Origin of the sequence: Planomonospora alba, from assembly GCF_039534085.1 — a bacterium.
Classification (GTDB): Bacteria; Actinomycetota; Actinomycetes; order Streptosporangiales; family Streptosporangiaceae; genus Planomonospora_B; species Planomonospora_B alba.
Map to the genome: position 1 here is coordinate 1 of NZ_BAAAUT010000066.1, position 16,715 is coordinate 16,715.

The following is a 16,715-nucleotide window of genomic DNA, read 5'->3' on the forward strand; positions in this document are numbered from 1 at the left end:
AAGGAGCGCGCGCGCACGCGCATCCTGCTCGAAGGAGACCTGCCCAGCCCGGCCGCTCCGCCGTCGGGCTGCCGGTTCCGCACCCGCTGCCCGAAGTTCCGGGACGTGCTGACCGACGAGGAGCGGGTGCTGTGCGTGAACGAGGAGCCCGTGATCCGGCCGCTCGACGAGGACCAGGGCGCCGCGTGCCACTACGCGGAGAAGATCAGAGTCGTATGAACCAGGAGGAATCGTGATGATTGTCCGGCGAATGGGGGCGTTCGCCGCCGCCCTGACCATGGCGGGTTCGGTGGCCCTGGCCGGCTGCGGGCAGACCGGGCCCGGCGGCGGGGGAGAGGGCGGGGCGTCGCCGGGCGGCGGCGGAGCGGTCAAGGCCTTCGACGTCAACCAGGTCACCCGCGACCGGGTCAAGGACGGCGGGCTGCTGCGCTGGGGCATCAACGAGTATCCGACCAACTGGAACCTCAACCACGTCGACGGCAACCTCGCGATGGTGAAGAGGGTCATCGACGCGCTCATGCCCTCGGCCTTCCGCTCGAACGAGAAGGGCGAGATCTCGCCGAACACCGACTACGTCTCGGCCGCGAAGCTCACCGCGACCTCGCCCAAGCAGGTCGTCACGCTGACGCTCAACCCCAAGGCGAAGTGGTCCGACGGCAAGCCGATCACCTGGCAGGACTACGAGGCCCAGTGGAAGGCGATGAACGGCAAGGACGCCGACTACCGCGTGGCCACCACCACCGGTTACCAGGACATCGAGAGCGTCAAGAGAGGCAGGAGCGACCACGAGGTCGTCATCACCTTCGCCAAGCCGTTCGGCGACTGGCAGTCGCTGTTCATCCCGCTCTACCCCCGGGGCACCAACGACACCCCCGAGGCGTTCAACAACGCCTGGGTGAACAAGATGCCGGTCACCGCGGGCCCGTTCAAGTTCGGCAGGTTCGACCAGACGGCCAAGACCATCACCGTCGACCGGGACGACGCCTGGTGGGGTGAGAAGGCCAAGCTGGACCGGATCGTCTTCCGGGCCCTGGAGAGCGACGCGCTGGTCGGCGCCTTCACCAACGGCGAGCTGGACACCTTCGACGTCGGCCCCTCCGCGCCCGACTACCAGCGCGCCAAGAACACCGCGAACGCGGTCGTGCGGCAGGCGGCCGGCCCCGACTTCCGGCACCTGACGCTGAACGGCGAGAGCGCGATGCTCTCCGACGTGAAGGTCCGCCAGGCCGTCGCGATGGGCGTCAACCGGCAGGTGATCGCCCAGTCCGACCTGCAGGGCCTGGACTGGCCGATCATCCTGCTGAACAACCACTTCTTCATGAACACCCAGGAGGGCTACCAGGACAACGCCGGCGACATCGGCAGGTACAACCCCGAGCGGGCCAAGCAGCTGCTGGACGAGGCGGGGTGGAAGCTCTCCGGCCAGACCCGCAAGAAGGACGGCAAGGAGCTGAACCTGCGCTTCGTCGCCCCGTCGGGCCTGCAGCTGACCAAGTCCGAGGCCGAGCTGGTCCAGAACATGCTGGGGCAGATCGGCGTCAAGGTCACCCTCCAGTCGGTGCCCAGCGACGACTACTTCACCAAATACATCATTCCCGGCAACTACGACATCACGGCCTTTTCCTACGTCGGCACGCCCTTCCCGGTCTCCAGCAGCTACGGCCAGTACGCCAACGCGACCAAGGACGGCAAGGGCGACCTGCAGTGGAACGCCAACCTCGGGCGCATCGGCTCCAAGGAGATCGACGACGCGATGGACGCGGCCACCGCCGAACTGGACCACGCCCAGGCGGTCGCCAAGGCCAACGCGGCCGACAAGCTGATCTGGCAGGCGGTCAACGTGATCCCGCTCTACCAGCGCCCGCAGAACGTCGCCGTCAAGAACACCGTCGCCAACCTCGGCGCCCGCGGCTTCTACGACCTGCGCTACCAGGACATCGGCTTCACGCAGTGAGCCCGCCCGCCGGCGGGCTCGGGTAGAACGGGATCATGACTATCCCCCTGACCTGGCCCCAGGTGCTCGCCTGGCGGTTGAAGCGGCAGTTCGTCGATCCGGCGGCCGGGCCCGACGCGGTCTCCGTGGTCCGGCGGCTGACCGGCGTGCAGGTCCAGGTGGCCTCGTCGGCCGAGCTGGCGGTCGCCGTACGGCGGGCGCGGCCGCGTCGCGGCGAGATCGACGAGGCCCTGTGGCGCGACCGCACGCTGGTCAAGACCTGGACGGCGCGCGGCACGCTCCACCTGGTCCCCGCCGACGAGCTGCCCGCCCACGCCGCGGTCCTCGGCTCGTTCCGCCACTGGGAGAAGGGGGCGTGGCAGCGCGGGCACGGCGTCACCGCACAGGAGACGGCCGCCCTGCTCGACGCCGTCCCCGAGGCGCTCGCCGGGCGTGCCCTCACCCGCGAGGAACTGGTCGAGGCCGTGCTCGCGATCACCGGTGACGCGCACCTGAAGGAGGCACTCGCCTCCGGCTGGGGCGCCCTGCTCAAACCGCTCAGCTTCCTCGGCGAGCTGTGCTACGGCCCGCCGCGCGAGGGGAGGGTGACCTTCACCCGGCCCCGCGACCACGTGCCCGGCTGGCCCGCCGCCCTGCCCACGGCGCAGGAGGGCGGCCTGACCCTGCTCCGCTCCTTCCTCGGCGCCCACGGCCCGGCCACCCCCGAGACCTTCGACGCGTGGCTCTACCGGGGCGCCTCCCGCAAGGCGGTCCTGCGCGGCTGGTTCCGCGACCTCGCCCCGGAGCTGGCCGAGGTCGAGATCGAGGGCCGGCCCATGGTCGTGCTCGCCGAGCACCTCGACGACCTGGCCGCCACGCCGCCCACCGAGGGCGTGCACCTGCTGCCCGGCTTCGACCAGTACATCCTCGGCGCCCCCCGCGACCTGGAGCCCCTGCTGCCCGCCCCGGCGCGGCCGAAGGTCAGCCGCGCCGCGGGCTGGATCTCGCCGGTCGTGGTCCACCGGGGGCGGGTGGCCGGCGTCTGGGAGGCGAAGAACGGCGGGATCGCCGTCGAGCTGTTCGAGGACGTGCCGGCCGCCGCCCTCGCCGCCGCGGTCGAACGGGTCAGGGCCCTGCTGGGCCGGTAGGGGAGACCCTCGGAGCGGACCCGTGAAGGACCGGCCCCGTGCGAGCAGGGCGCCGACCGCGGCCCTCACAGCCGGAAGCGGACCCGGTCGCCGGGGCGCAGCTGCGCCGCCGCCGCGAGGCCGGCGGCGGCCAGCACCGCGATCACCGGGTAGCCGCCGGTCGGCGGATGGTCGGCGAGGAAGATGATCGGCCGCCCGTCGGGCGGCACCTGCAGGGAGCCCGCCACCATGCCCTCACTCGGCAGCTCCCCCTCCCGGGCGCGCTCCAGCGGCCTGCCCAGCAGCCGCACGCCGACCCGGTTGCTGTCCTGGCTCACCTCGTACGGCTGCGCGCACAGCGCGGCCAGCGCCCCCGGGGCGAACCAGTCGTCCCGGGGCCCGGGCAGCACCCGCAGCGCACCCGGTGCGCCCCCGCGCGCGGGCGCGGCGTCCACGGTGATCGGCGGCAGAGCGCCGGTCGGACCCACCGGCAGCACCCGGCCCGGGGCGAGCGGGGCCGGGCCGAGCCCGGAGAGCGAGTCCGCCGAGCGGCTGCCCAGGACCGGCGGCACGTCGATGCCGCCGCGGACCGCGAGATAGGTGCGCAGACCCGCCGCCGGCGTGCCCACCCGCAGCTCGCCGCCGGCCGGCACCCAGAAGGGCGCGTGCATCCCCGGTGAGCCTCCCGCCAGGGCGATGGGGCAGGGGGCGCCGGCCAGCGCGGTCCAGGCGCCGCGCAGGAAGCGCAGCACGGCCCCGCCGAAGGTCAGCTCGATCCCGGCCGCGCCCTCCGGGTTGCCGACCAGGCGGTTGGCCAGCCTCAGGCTCGGCGCGTCGGCGGCCCCGGAGCGGGGCACCCCGAGATGCCCGTAGCCGGGACGGCCGAGGTCCTGCACCGTGGCGTACGGCCCCGGCGCGACCACCTCGATCATGCGGCCACCGGGCGCCCGGGCCGGACCGGGCCGGCGAGGACGGATCCGCCGCGCGCGGCGGGGGCAGGGGAGGGGCGGACGGTCATCCGGCGACCGCCCGGAAACGCACCCGGGTGCCCGGGGTCAGCACGGCCGGAGGATCGGCGGCCACGTCCCACACGGGCATCGGGGAGCGGCCCAGCAGCCGCCAGCCGCCCGGAGAGGCCGAGGGGTAGACCGCGGAGTAAGGGCCGGCGACCGCCACCGCCCCGGCGGGCACCGAGGTCCTCGGGGTGGCCAGCCGCGGCACGTGCAGCGCGGGGTCCAGGCCGGTCAGGTAGGCGAAGCCCGGTGCGAACCCCAGCCAGCCCGCCACCAGCTCCCGCCCGGTGTGCCGCTCGACGACCTCCTCGGCCGTCATCCCGCACAGCTCGGCCACGTCGTCCAGGTCGGCGCCGTCGTAGACCACCGGGACGGTGACCAGCCGCTGCGGGACGGCGCCGCCCGGAGCCGGGCCGCGCGCCGTCCGCGCGGCCTCGGCCAGGCGGGCGCGCAGGCGGGTCCGGTCGGCGCCCGGCGCGACGACCAGCACGGTCGCCGGGCCGGGAACGATCTCCGTGACCCCCGCGGGGCGGTCGGCCCGCAGCAGCGCGTCCAGCCGGTGCGAGGCCTCCAGCGACCCGGTCTCCACCAGCAGGCCGTGCTCCCCGGCCGGGCGGACGACCGCGCCCTCCGCCGCACTCACGTGAACGCCTCCACGGCGACCCCTGCCCGGACCAGGCCGTCGCGCACGGCCCGCGCCAGCCGTACGGCGCCGGGGGTGTCTCCGTGCACGCAGACCGAGCGGGCGTCCACCGGGACCTCGGAGCCGTCGACGGCGGTCACCGTCCGGTCGGTGGCCATGCGCACGGCCCGGGCCACGACGGTCTCCGGATCGTGGATCACCGCACCGGGCTCGCGCCGGGGGACCAGCGTCCCGGCGGGCGTGTAGGCGCGGTCGGCGAAGGCCTCGGCGACGACGGGCAGCCCCCGGCCGGCGGCGACCCGGTGGACGACCGAGCCCGGCAGGCCGAGCACCGGCAGGCTCCCGTCGTAGTCGGCGACGGCCGCCACGACCGCCTCGGCCTGCTCCGGGTCGCGGCAGACCCTGTTGTACAGGGCGCCGTGCGGCTTGACGTAGGAGACGCGGCCCCCCACGGTCCTGGCGACGCCGTCCACCGCCGCCAGTTGGTAGAGCACCTCGGCGCAGAGCTCCTCCGGGTCCACCTCCATCTCGCGGCGCCCGAACCCGGCCAGGTCCCGGTAGGAGACCTGCGCCCCGATCCGCACCCCCCGCTCGACCGCGGCCGCGCAGGTGCGGCGGATGGTCAGCGGGTCGCCGGCGTGGAAGCCGCAGGCGACGTTCGCGCTGGTCACCACGTCCAGCAGGGCCAGATCGTCGCCCAGCGTCCAGATGCCGTAGCCCTCACCGAGGTCGGCGTTGAGATCGATCGTCACGGTGCTCGCCTACAGCGGGGGTTCGTCGGGGATGTCCGCGATGTCGTCGAGCGCGTCGGCCAGCGCCTCCGGGTCGTCCCCGATCCGCTCGGCGATCTCGATCAGCACGTGCAGCACCTCGTGCCGGTCGTGGCCGAGGTCCAGCAGCCGCTGCGCGGCCTCCCACAGCTGCGGGGGGTCACCCTCCCACAGCCGCGCGGCGATCTCCTCGTGCCAGGCCAGGTGCTCGTCGTGGTCGGGGCGGACGGGCTCGCCGACGTGGTCGATCTCCAGCAGGAGCCGGCGGTCGCCCTCGTCGGCCGGGTTGAGCAGGTCGAGTTTGACCTCGCCGTGCTCGCCCTGCAGGAAAGGGAAGGCGAACACCCGCCGGGCCAGCGCGGACAGGTCGCCGTCCGGCAGCAGCCGCTCCACCAGGTCGCGCTCCAGGCCGAAGGTCGTCGGGTCGCGGTAGGCCTCGGCGAACCGGGCCGTCGCCTCCCAGATCCCGTCGAGCGTCGCGCGCAGCGCCTCGTCCGACAGCCCGGTGCGCGGCGCGGTGAAGCGCGCCCACGCCGACAGCACGTACGGCACCGCCTCCTGCTCGGCGGGGCTCAGCATCACCTTGCGCGGCAGCCAGTCGAGCATGAACGTCTCGCACTTGGTCGGGCTGACCCGCAGCGGGCGGCCGAAGTCCTGGTCGCAGCCGTAGTCGATGATGTGGTCGGCGCAGCGTGAGGCGGCGGACGGGTCCGACAGATGCTCGGCCGCGTCGGACGAGAGGAACTCCGCAGCCAGCATGGCCCTGCGGTCGCGGCTGTAGGGCGCCTCGCTGTGCAGCGGGGCGGGGCGCTTGCGGCCCGGCGGGAGCGCCTTGATCCGGGAGCGGGCGAAGGCGTGGTAGGCGCTGTAGCTGTCGCTGACCGGCGGGAGCGTCCTGCGGTCGCCGTAGTCCGCCGTGGCCTTCATGGCCGACTCCAGCAGCGCCCTGGCCTGCTGGGGCTCGATCTCCTCGAACCGGAGCATCGGGCTGGCCTCGGCCTCGGCCCTGGCCTGCTCCAGCAGCTTGTCCACATGGGAGGAGACCCACGCGTCGCGGGCGATGCCCCGCATGTTGTAGTCGACGACCATGACGAGCGCGTGCCGGTCCTCGCTCTCGCCGCTCTCGGTGCCCCGGTAGCCGAAGGTGCACACCACGGTGTCCTGGTCGCCGTAGGCGTCCCGGGAGACGTAGCAGCCGGTCGGCTTGACCGCACCCAGCCGGTCGGCCCAGCGGGGCCGGGCCACGTCGCGCTCGATGAGCGCCAGCGCCGCGCCCTCCGCCTTGGCCGCCTGCCGGGCGGTGCCGAGGTAGGCCAGCGCGATCAGCAGGGTCAGCGCGGCGGGCGTGCCCGCCTTGGCGGCGTAGTCGACCAGTCCCTCGCCGAGGACCTGCTCGGCGTCCCCGCGCCGCAGCCGCCGCCCCCACCAGGCGCCGATCATGTCGGAGACCATGAGCTCGGCGTCCAGCGGGCTCCGCACGGCGAGCAGTTCGCGCGCGGCCAGCAGCATCTCGGCGAACACCTCGTCCGGGGCGTGGATCTCCCGCGGGTCCCTGCGGTGTCGGCGGCTCACCCGGCCTCCTCCGTCGACCGTGCGGACCTCAGGCCGTCGTCACTCATCGAACCACCCGTTCATGCGCCCTCCTCGTCCGGGGCGTGGAGTTCGCATCCGCGGATGCCGCCGTGCTCGTTGGTCCGCTCGCTGCGCTCGCTCATGCGGCTTCCCCGCCTGCGGCGTGGAGTCCGCACTCGCGGATGCTGCCCGTGCTCATCGGTTCGCCCGCCGCGCTCGCTCACGTTCCAACCTTCTCGCGTTCCCGGGCCGCAGGGTGGGCGGAACGCGGCTCGGTGATCCCGATGTTACCGGGGACTCCGCGGCGGCGGCGCGGAGTTGACGATCGCGAGCAGGTGCTCGCGGGCGACCCGCTCGACGATCTCGGGGGTGGCCTCGACGCCGAGATGCTCGGTGCAGGCGCAGACGTCGGCCACACAGCGGTCGATGGTGCCGGGCGGGACGGTGAGGAACTCGGCGGCCAGGCGACGGCTCACGGGCTCGTGGAGTGCGGTGGTCGCACTGCGGGCGGAGCGGGTGGCGAGAGCTGTCATGGCTGTCACATTCCTCCGGGATCACCGGGGACAACCCCCGGACGGACGACGGGGACGTGCGTCTTCATTCCACAACTTATCGTGCGGCTGTCAACCCTCCGGAGGGCGAGGGGGAAAGCTGACTTCAGTGTTGACCACTGCGCGAGGGGAAGAAGTAAAGAATGCCTCTCCGAAGGGGAAGCCAAATCGGGGGCGAGTCAGTAGGCTGATCTTGCCCGGGTGGTCGGAGGAGGCGAGGTGGGCGGTTGTCGGGACGGTCCGGCTCGATCCTGCTAGGGTCCTGGCCGCGAGCGCTCGAACGCGCCGGCGGTGACCGCCAGGGTGCGCCGAGGGCGCGGCGGGGACGCGAGGTCCCCGCCGTCTCCCGTGGTGATGGGGGCGGGAGGCCGCGGGATCCGCGTTCCGGCGGGGGCGGGGCGTCCACGGGCCCCGGAGGGGGGCCCGCCGGTCGTGCGGGGCGAGGACCTCTCGCGCCGGTCCCCGGCGCGTTACCGTGGAAGACCCTGGTCCTCGGGCCGGGGATGCTCGTCGCATCGCGGGCGGGACTTCCGCCCGCAGACGCCCATCGCCGATGATGTACTGCAGGATCCGGTTCCCGGAGCTGCGCTACGCCAATTCGCAAGTTTGGAGATGTGCCTCGTGGGAGACCCTGGCACGCGACGGAGGTGCCGACCATGAGCGCCGAAACCTCCGTGCCCCGTCCCCGGGAGTCGGGTGTGGACATCTCGGACTCCGGCCTGCTGCAGGGCCTGCTGGCGGAGTCGCCGTTCGCCTTCGCCTTCTTCGACCCCGCCGGCCGGTTCCAGCGGGTGGACGAGCTCTTCGCCGGAATGGTGGGGCTGCCGTCCGAGCGGCTGCTCGGCCGCGCCCCCGGTGAGCTGCTCTCCGCCGACCTCGCGGCCCTGATCGAGGGCGCCGTCCGCGCCGTCGCGGGGGGAGGGGAGGCCGAGGCCGACCAGCGGGTGCGGGTGCGCACGGCCGAGGGGGAGACCCGCCACTGGTCCCTGACCTTCTCGCCGGTCCACGACGACAAGGGCGTGCTGCGCGCCGTCTGCCTGGTGGGCGTCGACGTCACCGGGAGCAGGCTCGTGGAGGAGGGGCTGCGGCGCAGCGAGGAGCGCTACCGGTCGCTCGTCGAGGCGCAGTCGCAGCTCGTGTGGATCACCGCGCCGAACGGCGCGGTCCAGGAGGACGCGCCGCAGTGGCGCGCCATCACCGGCCAGGGGCTCGAGGAATACCTCGAGGGCGGCTGGCTGGAGGCGGTCCACCCGGACGACCGCGCGCACACCGAGGAGGCGTGGAGGGAGGCGCTGCGCGGCCGGACCATGTTCGAGTGGAGCTACCGGGTCCGCACCCGGGCCAGCGGCTACCGCCACTTCGAGGTGCGCGCCGTGCCCATCGTCCGGCACGGCCGGGTGGTCGAGTGGGTCGGGGCGAACACCGACGTCACCCCGCAGCGCGAGGCCGAGGAGATGCGCGGCCGGCTGACCGACCAGCTCGGCGCGGCCGCGCTGCGGACCGCGCGGCTGCAGGGGGCCACCGCGCAGCTCGCCGAGGCGCTGACCGTGGAGCAGGTCGTCCAGGTCATCATCGACGTGGGCCGTACGGCGCTGGCCGCCGACCGCTCGGCGGTGGCGCTGCTCGACGCCGACCGGGCCGCGCTGAAGCTCGTCAACAGCGGCGGCATCCCGGACGTCCCGGGCGCGCCGGGCGAGGAGCTGCCGCTCTCGCACACCAGCGTGATGACGATGGCGGTCAACAGCCGCCGCCCGGTCTTCGCGGAGTCGCCGGAGAGCCTGGTCACCCAGCTGGTGGACGCCGGGGGCGAGGAGGAGGCCATCCGCGGCTTCCTGGAGCACAGCGACGAGCGGGCCTGGGTGGGGCTGCCGCTGCTGGCCGCGGGCCGGGCCCTGGGCGCGCTGCGGTTCGCCTTCACCCGCCCGCAGAAGATCTCCCAGGAGGACGGCGTCTTCCTGGAGGCGCTCGCCGGGCAGTGCGCGCTCGCCGTCGAGCGGGCCACGCTGTTCGAGCGGGAGCACCGCACCGCGGAGACGCTCCAGCGCAGCCTGCTGCCGGACCGCCTGCCGGTGGTGCGCGGGCTCATGCTCGCCCAGCGGTTCCGCTCCGGCAGCCGCCACGTGCAGGTGGGCGGCGACTGGTACGACGCGTTCGTCCTGCAGGACGGCCGGGTCGCGGCCGTGGTGGGCGACGTCATGGGCAAGGGCGTCAAGGCCGCGGCGGGGATGGGCCGCATCCGCAACGCGATGCGGGCGCTGGCGCTGACCAACCCGCCGCCCGCGGCGGTCCTCACCGGCCTGGACCGCGTCTTCGAGGCGACCGAGGAGGAGGAGCAGGTCACCACCCTGGCCTACATGGTGGTGGAGCCCGGGACGGGCGAGGGCACGCTGGCCCTGGCCGGTCATCCGCCGCCCCTGCTGGTCTCACCGCAGGGCGTGCCGCTGCTGTGCGAGGGGGAGCCGGGCACGCCGCTCGGCTGGCCGGCGAGCCGCCGCCAGTTCCGCTTCTGCGTCCCGCCGGGCCACACCGCCGTCCTGTACTCGGACGGTCTGGTGGAGAACCGCAAGCGCGGACTGGACGCCGGGCTCGCAGAGCTTTGCTCTGTCGTGACCGAAGCTCCACCGGAAGTTGTCGGGAACCCCCATATGTTGTTGGATTTCCTGGTGGATCGCATGCTGGCGGGGTATGAGCAGGATGACGACGTCACGGTGCTTGCAATTCATGTTCCTCCAACCACGAAGAGTGACTGAATGAAACAGTCATAAGGGTTGCTTTCGGATATCGGTGCTCCGCTTCCGTACGCACTACTGTCTCTGTCGGCCTAGGGTGGAGGGCAACCGCCAGGAGGCGGCCGTTTGGATCACGGTGTCATGTCAGAATGCTGGACAGGTGCGTCGCGGTTCGTGCGGCCTCTCTGACCAACAACTAGAGGCATCCGCCCCTAGCGGGCATCTGAGTCCATTCTCGTCACGCTTTCCTTCGAGAGGTGTTCGTGTCGCCTGCAAGTTCGACTCGCTCGAAGCCATCCGAGCTGAACGAGCCCGTCATTCAGCAGCTGATGGAGCGGGGACGCTCGCAGGGGTTCCTCGAGTCCGAGGATGTCCGCAAGGCCGTCGAGGAAGCGGACATCCCGATGGCGCAGGTCGCTGGGATCCTGCGCAGCCTCAGCAAAGAGGGCATCACCGTACGACTGACTGCTGAGGACTCCGCGGGCCCCAAGAAGTCCAGGGCTTCGAGCAAGCGCCGCACTCCCGCCACGGCCGCTCCGGTCAAGAAGACCAAGACCGCCGCCGCGGCGGCCAAGGAGCAGCAGCCCGAGACCGTCACCGCGGTCGTCGGCGGTTCCGAGGCCGCGCCCAAGAAGCCCGCCGCCCCGGCCAAGCCGGCCCCTGCGAAGAAGGCCGCTCCGGCGGCGAAGAAGCCCGCCTCCGGGCCGGCCAAGAGCACCGGTCCCGACAAGCCCGCGCCCAAGGCCGAGCCGAAGCCGAAGGCTGTCGTGGGGGAGGACGAGGAGGAGCTCGACCTCGAGGACGTCGAGATCGAGGACTTCGATCTCGAGGTGGAGGTCGAGGACGTCGAGGCCGAGGCGGAGGTCGAGGCCGACGAGACCGACGAGGAGGCCAAGCCCGGTGCCGAGGGTGCCGTGCAGGGCGACGACGAGGTCCTGATCCTCTCCGACGACGACGACGACGCCCCCGTGGCGCAGGTCGCCGCGGCCGGGGCCACCGCCGACCCGGTCAAGGACTACCTCAAGCAGATCGGCAAGGTCCCCCTGCTCAACGCCGAGCAGGAGGTCGAGCTGGCCAAGCGCATCGAGGCCGGCCTGTTCGCCGAGGAGCAGCTCGCCACCGAGGGCGACAAGCTGCCGGTGGACGTCCGCGCCGAGCTGGAGTGGATCGCCGAGGACGGCCGCCGGGCCAAGAACCACCTGCTGGAGGCCAACCTCCGCCTGGTGGTCTCGCTGGCCAAGCGCTACACCGGCCGCGGCATGCTCTTCCTGGACCTGATCCAGGAGGGCAACCTGGGCCTGATCCGCGCGGTCGAGAAGTTCGACTACACCAAGGGCTACAAGTTCTCGACCTACGCCACGTGGTGGATCCGGCAGGCGATCACCCGTGCCATGGCCGACCAGGCGCGGACCATCCGCATCCCGGTCCACATGGTGGAGGTCATCAACAAGCTGGCCCGCGTCCAGCGGCAGATGCTGCAGGACCTCGGCCGCGAGCCCACTCCCGAGGAGCTGGCCCGCGAGCTCGACATGACCCCCGAGAAGGTCATCGAGGTCCAGAAGTACGGCCGCGAGCCGATCTCCCTGCACACCCCGCTGGGCGAGGAGGGCGACAGCGAGTTCGGCGACCTCATCGAGGACTCCGAGGCGATCGTGCCCGCGGACGCGGTCAGCTTCACGCTGCTGCAGGAGCAGCTCCACTCCGTCCTGGACACGCTGTCCGAGCGCGAGGCGGGCGTCGTCTCCATGCGGTTCGGCCTCACCGACGGGCAGCCGAAGACCCTGGACGAGATCGGCAAGGTCTACGGGGTGACGCGCGAGCGCATCCGCCAGATCGAGTCGAAGACCATGTCCAAGCTCCGCCACCCGTCCCGTTCCCAGGTCCTGCGCGACTATCTGGACTAGTGGCTCCCGGCCCGCCGTCCGGCGGGCCGGAGCACGGGCGGGGGAGCGCCCGGCGAAGGAGAGCGAAGCAGGAGCGGCCCGCACCGACCGGTGCGGGCCGCTTCCGCGTGTCCGGGCGCCTGCTCCGTGACGGCCCGAGGCGCACCGGCGCCCGTCCGCGGCCGGGGCGGCCGGTCGCCCCGGCCCTTCCCGGAGGAGTCAGGCCCGGTGGTTCCGGCGGGCCCCGCGCCGTCACACCATGACGTCGAGGGTCCACGGGCGCCTGCCGCCCGGGGCCGGGCCCAGGGCGACCACGTGCCCGAGGTCGCCGAGGAGCTTGGCCAGCTCGTCCGGGCTCCGCGGGTCGGCGCCGGACTCCAGCAGGGAGCGGGCGACCGCGCCCCGGGTCGCCTTGGCCATGTGGCTGACGACCTTGCCGTCCTTGAGCACGCGCACCGCCACCGCCCGGTCGCCCGGCCGCCAGGCGGCCGCGTAGGTGCTGGAGCGCAGGTCCACGACCAGGCCGGGCTCCTCGTCCAGCAGGGGGGTGAGCGCGCGGCGCCAGAAGGCCGCCAGGTTGCCGATCGGCGGCAGCTTCACACCCATGGACAGCCGGTACGGCGGGACGCGGTCGGTGGTGCGGAGCAGTCCCCACAACCCGGAGAAGATCAGCAGGCTCTCCGCGGCGCGGGCGCCGGCCTCCGCGGACAGCGAGGCCAGGCCGAGGTTGTCGTAGAGCACCCCGGTGTAGAGCTCGGCTGCCGTCAGCGTGGGGGCGGTCCTCAGCCGCCTGTTGCGGGCGACCTCGTGGCCCAGGCCCTCCGAGAGGCCGAGCACGGATCGCGCCTCCGGGCGCTCGCACAGCGCGCTCAGCGCGTCCAGCGCGGTCCGCCGGGGCAGGGACGGGAAGCTCAGCGCGGACAGGTCGAGGGCGGGCCCGTCGCCCGCCGCGGCCTTGCCCTCCGACGGAGGCAGCAGAATCAGCACGGTTGCGAGCTTAGGGGCCGTCCAGGGGCAGGGTGACCCGGCGGTCCACCCGGGCCGGTGCGCGCCGGATCACGTGGAGACCTATGATCATATGTCGTGACGGACGAGGTGTTCGACCGGCTCGTGGACCAGGCGTGGCCGGCCGCCGAACGGGTGGCCGCGGGCGGGTGGACGCTGCGCGCCGCGGGCGGGGTGACCAAGCGCGCCAACTCGGTGCTGCCGCTGGGGGAGCGGGAGGACCCGGAGGCGGCCGTGGACGAGGCGGAGAAGTTCTACGCGGAGCGGGGACTGCCCTGTGTGTTCTCCGTCGGCATGGGGGCGGCCCCCGGTCTGGACGGCCTGCTCCGGGCGCGCGGCTACCGGCTGGTGGACCCGACGCTGGTGATGACCGCGCCGCTGGCGTGCGCCGGGACGGCGGCGGACGGCGGCGCCGCGACCCCCCGGGAGGCCGGTGGCGGGCCCGTGGACGCCCGGAGGGCGGCGGCCCCGGCGCGGGACGGGACGGCCCGCGGGCCGGAGGACGGCTCGGTCCCGCAGGTCCGGCTCGCGGCGGAGCCTGACCGCCGGTGGCTGGACGTGTGGTGGGAGGTGGACGGCAGGGGCGGCGAGGAGGCCCGGGAGACGGCCGTGCGGATCCTCACCGGGACGCCGGCCGTCTACGGATCGATCGACGGCGAGGCCGTCGGGAGGGGCGTCGTCCAGGGGGAGTGGCTCGGGATCTACTGCATGGCCACGGCGGCGCACGCGCGCCGGCGCGGCCACGGGCTGCGCATGCTGAACGCCCTGCTCTCGCATGGGCGGGAACAGGGCGCTGAGCGGGCGTATCTCGTCGTGGTGGAGACCAACACCGCGGCCCGGTCGCTCTACGAGCGGCTGGGCTTCACGGTGTCGGGCCGATATCACTATCGGGTCCGCTGATGCGGACCCCGATGGTCTTAGCGTTCGTCGTTGCGTGCGGTTGCGGGGGTCGCGCTCAGGCGTGCCGACTCGTCCTGGATGTCGGCGCCCCTGTCCCTCAGCACGGCGATGTGCTGCCGCCCGTGGTGGGCGCAGAACAGCAGCTCCCCACCGACAGGAAGGGTTGCGCGGATGTAAGCCTGGGCGCCACACCGGTCGCAGCGGTCCGTGGCCTTCAGAGGCTTGGCGGGGGCGAGTGCTCCAGTCACGTATCGCCTTTCGGGTCATCCCCGACGTGGGGGATCGGGCGTCAGTCACTTGAGACAACATCTAACCCGATGCGGACGTTCCCAACCGGCCCGCGAGTACGCCGAGAGCGGAATGTCGCCGGTGGTGACGAGGGTCTCGCCGCGGGTAACGCGGACCGGCTCCTCCTGGCAAGCTGGGACGCGCTGCCGCGGGAAAACGGTAAGCTGCGCACACGTGTTCGAGGATAGGGAGTGGGTGTGACCGCAGTTAGCACGGAGGCGGGTTATACGGCCCGTCATCTGTCGGTGCTGGAAGGGCTCGAAGCCGTCCGCAAGCGCCCGGGCATGTACATCGGGTCCACCGACAGCCGCGGTCTCATGCATTGTCTCTGGGAGATCGTGGACAACGGGGTCGACGAGGCCCTGGCGGGCCACTGCACGCGCATCGAGGTCGAGCTCCACCCCGACGGCTCGATCGAGGTGCGGGACAACGGGCGCGGCATCCCCGTCGACATCGAGCCCAAGAGCGGCCTGGCCGGTGTCGAGCTCGTCTACACCAAGCTCCACGCCGGCGGCAAGTTCGGCGGCGGCTCCTACGCCGCCTCCGGCGGTCTGCACGGCGTCGGCGCCTCCGTGGTGAACGCCCTGTCCTCCCGGCTGGACGTCGAGGTCGACCGCGAGGGCCGGACCCACCAGATCAGCTTCCGCCGGGGCGTCCCCGGGATCTTCGACGGCGACGGGCCCACCGCCAAGTTCAAGAAGAAGTCGGGCCTGCGCGACGGCGGGCCGCTCGACCGCGCCGCCACCGGCACCCGCGTCCGCTTCTGGGCGGACCGCCAGATCTTCCTGCCCGAGGCCGAGGTCTCCCTCGACGAGATCCACGTCCGGCTCCGGCAGACCGCGTTCCTGGTGCCCGGCCTGACCCTGACCGTGCGCGACAGCCGGGGGGAGGAGCCGTCCGAGGAGGAGTTCCGCTTCGACGGCGGCATCTCCGAGTTCACCGAGTTCCTGGCCCGCGACGAGGCCGTCTGCGAGGTGCTGCGCCTGCAGGGGGTCGGCCACTTCCACGAGACCGTCCCCGTCCTCGACGACCTGGGCCACATGACCCCCACCGAGATCCAGCGCGAGCTCACCGTGGACGTGGCGCTGCGCTGGGGCAAGGGCTACGACGCCACCGTGCGCTCCTTCGTCAACGTGATCGCCACCCCGAAGGGGGGCACCCACGTCAGCGGGTTCGAGCGCGCCCTGGTCCGCACGCTGAACGAGCAGCTCAGGGAGACCCGCCTGCTCAAGGCCAACGACGCCCCGGTCACCCGGGAGGACATCCTGGAGGGGCTCACCGCGGTGGTGACCGTCCGGGTGCCCGAGCCGCAGTTCGAAGGGCAGACCAAGGAGGTCCTGGGCACGGCGGCGGCCAGCAGGATCGTCTCCCACGTCGTCTCCAAGGAGCTCAAGGAGCGCTTCGCCAACCCGTCGCGCGCGCTCAAGCCGCAGTTGCGCGCGGTCCTGGAGAAGATCGCCGCCGCGGCCAAGGCCCGCATCGCGGCCCGGGAGCACCGCGACAACCAGCGGCGCAAGACCGCCCTGGAGAACTCCGCGCTCCCGGCCAAACTGGTCGACTGCCGCAGCGACGACGTCGACCGCAGCGAGCTGTTCATCGTAGAGGGCGACTCGGCGCTGGGCACCGCCCGCGCGGCCCGCGACTCGGAGTTCCAGGCGCTGCTGCCGATCCGCGGCAAGATCCTGAACGTGCAGAAGGCCTCCGTCTCCGACATGCTGAAGAACGCCGAGTGCGCGGCGATCATCCAGGTCATCGGGGCCGGCTCCGGGCGGTCGTTCGACCTCGAAGCCGCGCGGTACGGCAAGGTCATCCTGATGGCCGACGCGGACGTCGACGGCGCCCACATCCGGTGCCTGCTGCTGACCCTGTTCCACCGCTACATGCGGCCGCTGGTGGAGGCGGGCCGGGTCTTCGCCGCCGTCCCGCCGCTGCACCGGATCGAGATCCTCAATCCGGGCAGGGGCAAGGAGAAGTACGTCTACTGCTACTCCGACGCCGAGCTCCACCGCGTCCTGGCCGACCTCGAGCGCCGCGGCAAGCGGTGGAAGGACCCGGTCCAGCGCTACAAGGGTCTCGGCGAGATGGACGCCGACCAGCTGGCGGAGACCACCATGGAACCCCGGCACCGGACCCTGCGCCGGGTCCGGATCGAGGACGCGGCGGAGGCCGAGCGCATCTTCGACCTCCTCATGGGCAGCGACGTGGCCCCGCGCCGGGAGTTCATCGTCGGCAACGCGGCCGCGATCGACCGCGACCAGATCGACGCCTGACCTGCGGCCGGGCGGCCCTCCCGGAGATCCC

At 72.9% G+C, this 16,715-nt stretch carries 13 protein-coding genes and 1 pseudogene; 7 read left to right on the top strand and 7 right to left on the bottom strand.

Annotation, left to right across the window (positions count from 1 at the left end; genetic code table 11):
• From ABD823_RS29230 to ABD823_RS29240, 3 genes and pseudogenes are all read left to right on the top strand, one after another.
• Positions 1 to 219 (top strand): annotated as a pseudogene (locus ABD823_RS29230) (peptide ABC transporter ATP-binding protein); the annotation flags it as partial.
• Positions 220 to 235: 16 nt separating this feature from the next.
• Positions 236 to 1,954 (top strand): ABC transporter family substrate-binding protein, encoded by a 1,719-nt coding sequence (locus tag ABD823_RS29235; RefSeq protein WP_344865211.1) that lies wholly within the window; start codon positions 236 to 238, stop codon positions 1,952 to 1,954.
• A gap of 35 nt (positions 1,955 to 1,989) precedes the next feature.
• Positions 1,990 to 3,081, top strand: coding sequence for a winged helix DNA-binding domain-containing protein (locus tag ABD823_RS29240; protein ID WP_344865213.1), 1,092 nt, complete (start codon positions 1,990 to 1,992; stop codon positions 3,079 to 3,081).
• Positions 3,082 to 3,146: 65 nt separating this feature from the next.
• Here the strand turns inward: ABD823_RS29240 and ABD823_RS29245 are convergent, their stop codons facing one another.
• The 5 genes from ABD823_RS29245 to ABD823_RS29265 all read right to left on the bottom strand — a co-directional run bounded on the left by ABD823_RS29245 (position 3,147) and on the right by ABD823_RS29265 (position 7,591).
• On the bottom strand, positions 3,147 to 3,992 hold the full coding sequence (locus tag ABD823_RS29245; RefSeq protein ID WP_344865215.1) for a 5-oxoprolinase subunit C family protein: 846 nt from the start codon (positions 3,990 to 3,992) through the stop codon (positions 3,147 to 3,149).
• 82 nt (positions 3,993 to 4,074) lie between these two features.
• The gene (locus ABD823_RS29250) at positions 4,075 to 4,716 is read right to left on the bottom strand and encodes a 5-oxoprolinase subunit B family protein (protein ID WP_344865217.1); all 642 of its coding nucleotides are present in this window, start codon (positions 4,714 to 4,716) and stop codon (positions 4,075 to 4,077) included.
• Positions 4,713 to 5,468: a LamB/YcsF family protein gene (locus ABD823_RS29255; protein WP_344865219.1), complete on the bottom strand. Its 756-nt coding sequence runs from the start codon at positions 5,466 to 5,468 to the stop codon at positions 4,713 to 4,715. The genes ABD823_RS29250 and ABD823_RS29255 overlap by 4 nt, the downstream gene beginning before the upstream one ends.
• A 9-nt stretch (positions 5,469 to 5,477) precedes the next feature.
• Positions 5,478 to 6,995, bottom strand: a complete 1,518-nt coding sequence (locus ABD823_RS29260; protein WP_344865269.1) for a hypothetical protein — start codon at positions 6,993 to 6,995, stop codon at positions 5,478 to 5,480.
• A 350-nt stretch (positions 6,996 to 7,345) separates the two neighbouring features.
• The gene (locus tag ABD823_RS29265) at positions 7,346 to 7,591 is read right to left on the bottom strand and encodes a hypothetical protein (RefSeq protein WP_344865221.1); all 246 of its coding nucleotides are present in this window, start codon (positions 7,589 to 7,591) and stop codon (positions 7,346 to 7,348) included.
• 674 nt (positions 7,592 to 8,265) lie between these two features.
• On the opposite strand from ABD823_RS29265, the gene ABD823_RS29270 reads away from it, so the two are divergent.
• Positions 8,266 to 10,359 (top strand): SpoIIE family protein phosphatase, encoded by a 2,094-nt coding sequence (locus ABD823_RS29270; protein ID WP_344865223.1) that lies wholly within the window; start codon positions 8,266 to 8,268, stop codon positions 10,357 to 10,359.
• 242 nt (positions 10,360 to 10,601) lie between these two features.
• Positions 10,602 to 12,242 carry an RNA polymerase sigma factor gene (locus tag ABD823_RS29275; RefSeq protein WP_344865225.1) on the top strand — a complete coding sequence of 547 codons (1,641 nt, stop codon included), beginning with the start codon at positions 10,602 to 10,604 and terminating at the stop codon, positions 12,240 to 12,242.
• A gap of 231 nt (positions 12,243 to 12,473) precedes the next feature.
• Here the strand turns inward: ABD823_RS29275 and ABD823_RS29280 are convergent, their stop codons facing one another.
• Complete coding sequence (locus ABD823_RS29280) at positions 12,474 to 13,208, bottom strand: YaaA family protein (protein ID WP_344865227.1); 735 nt, start codon at positions 13,206 to 13,208, stop codon at positions 12,474 to 12,476.
• Positions 13,209 to 13,304: 96 nt separating this feature from the next.
• On the opposite strand from ABD823_RS29280, the gene ABD823_RS29285 reads away from it, so the two are divergent.
• A complete protein-coding gene (locus ABD823_RS29285; RefSeq protein WP_344865229.1) occupies positions 13,305 to 14,126 on the top strand; it encodes a GNAT family N-acetyltransferase in 822 nt (273 codons plus the stop codon).
• A gap of 17 nt (positions 14,127 to 14,143) precedes the next feature.
• Here ABD823_RS29285 and ABD823_RS29290 read toward each other — a convergent pair whose 3' ends face one another.
• Positions 14,144 to 14,374 carry a DUF7455 domain-containing protein gene (locus ABD823_RS29290; protein ID WP_344865231.1) on the bottom strand — a complete coding sequence of 77 codons (231 nt, stop codon included), beginning with the start codon at positions 14,372 to 14,374 and terminating at the stop codon, positions 14,144 to 14,146.
• A gap of 237 nt (positions 14,375 to 14,611) precedes the next feature.
• Between ABD823_RS29290 and ABD823_RS29295 the strand changes: the two genes are divergently transcribed.
• Complete coding sequence (locus tag ABD823_RS29295) at positions 14,612 to 16,684, top strand: DNA gyrase/topoisomerase IV subunit B (protein WP_344865233.1); 2,073 nt, start codon at positions 14,612 to 14,614, stop codon at positions 16,682 to 16,684.
• The last annotated feature ends 31 nt before the right edge of the window (positions 16,685 to 16,715 follow it).

Bases quoted from the DNA above. Each gene is read 5' to 3' on its own strand.
- ABD823_RS29235 (WP_344865211.1), top strand. From the start codon at position 236: ATGATTGTCCGGCGAATGGGGGCGTTCGCCGCCGCCCTGACCATGGCG.
- ABD823_RS29240 (WP_344865213.1), top strand. From the start codon at position 1,990: ATGACTATCCCCCTGACCTGGCCCCAGGTGCTCGCCTGGCGGTTGAAG.
- ABD823_RS29245 (WP_344865215.1), bottom strand. From the start codon at position 3,992: ATGATCGAGGTGGTCGCGCCGGGGCCGTACGCCACGGTGCAGGACCTC.
- ABD823_RS29260 (WP_344865269.1), bottom strand. From the start codon at position 6,995: ATGCTGCTGGCCGCGCGCGAACTGCTCGCCGTGCGGAGCCCGCTGGAC.
- ABD823_RS29265 (WP_344865221.1), bottom strand. From the start codon at position 7,591: ATGACAGCTCTCGCCACCCGCTCCGCCCGCAGTGCGACCACCGCACTC.
- ABD823_RS29270 (WP_344865223.1), top strand. From the start codon at position 8,266: ATGAGCGCCGAAACCTCCGTGCCCCGTCCCCGGGAGTCGGGTGTGGAC.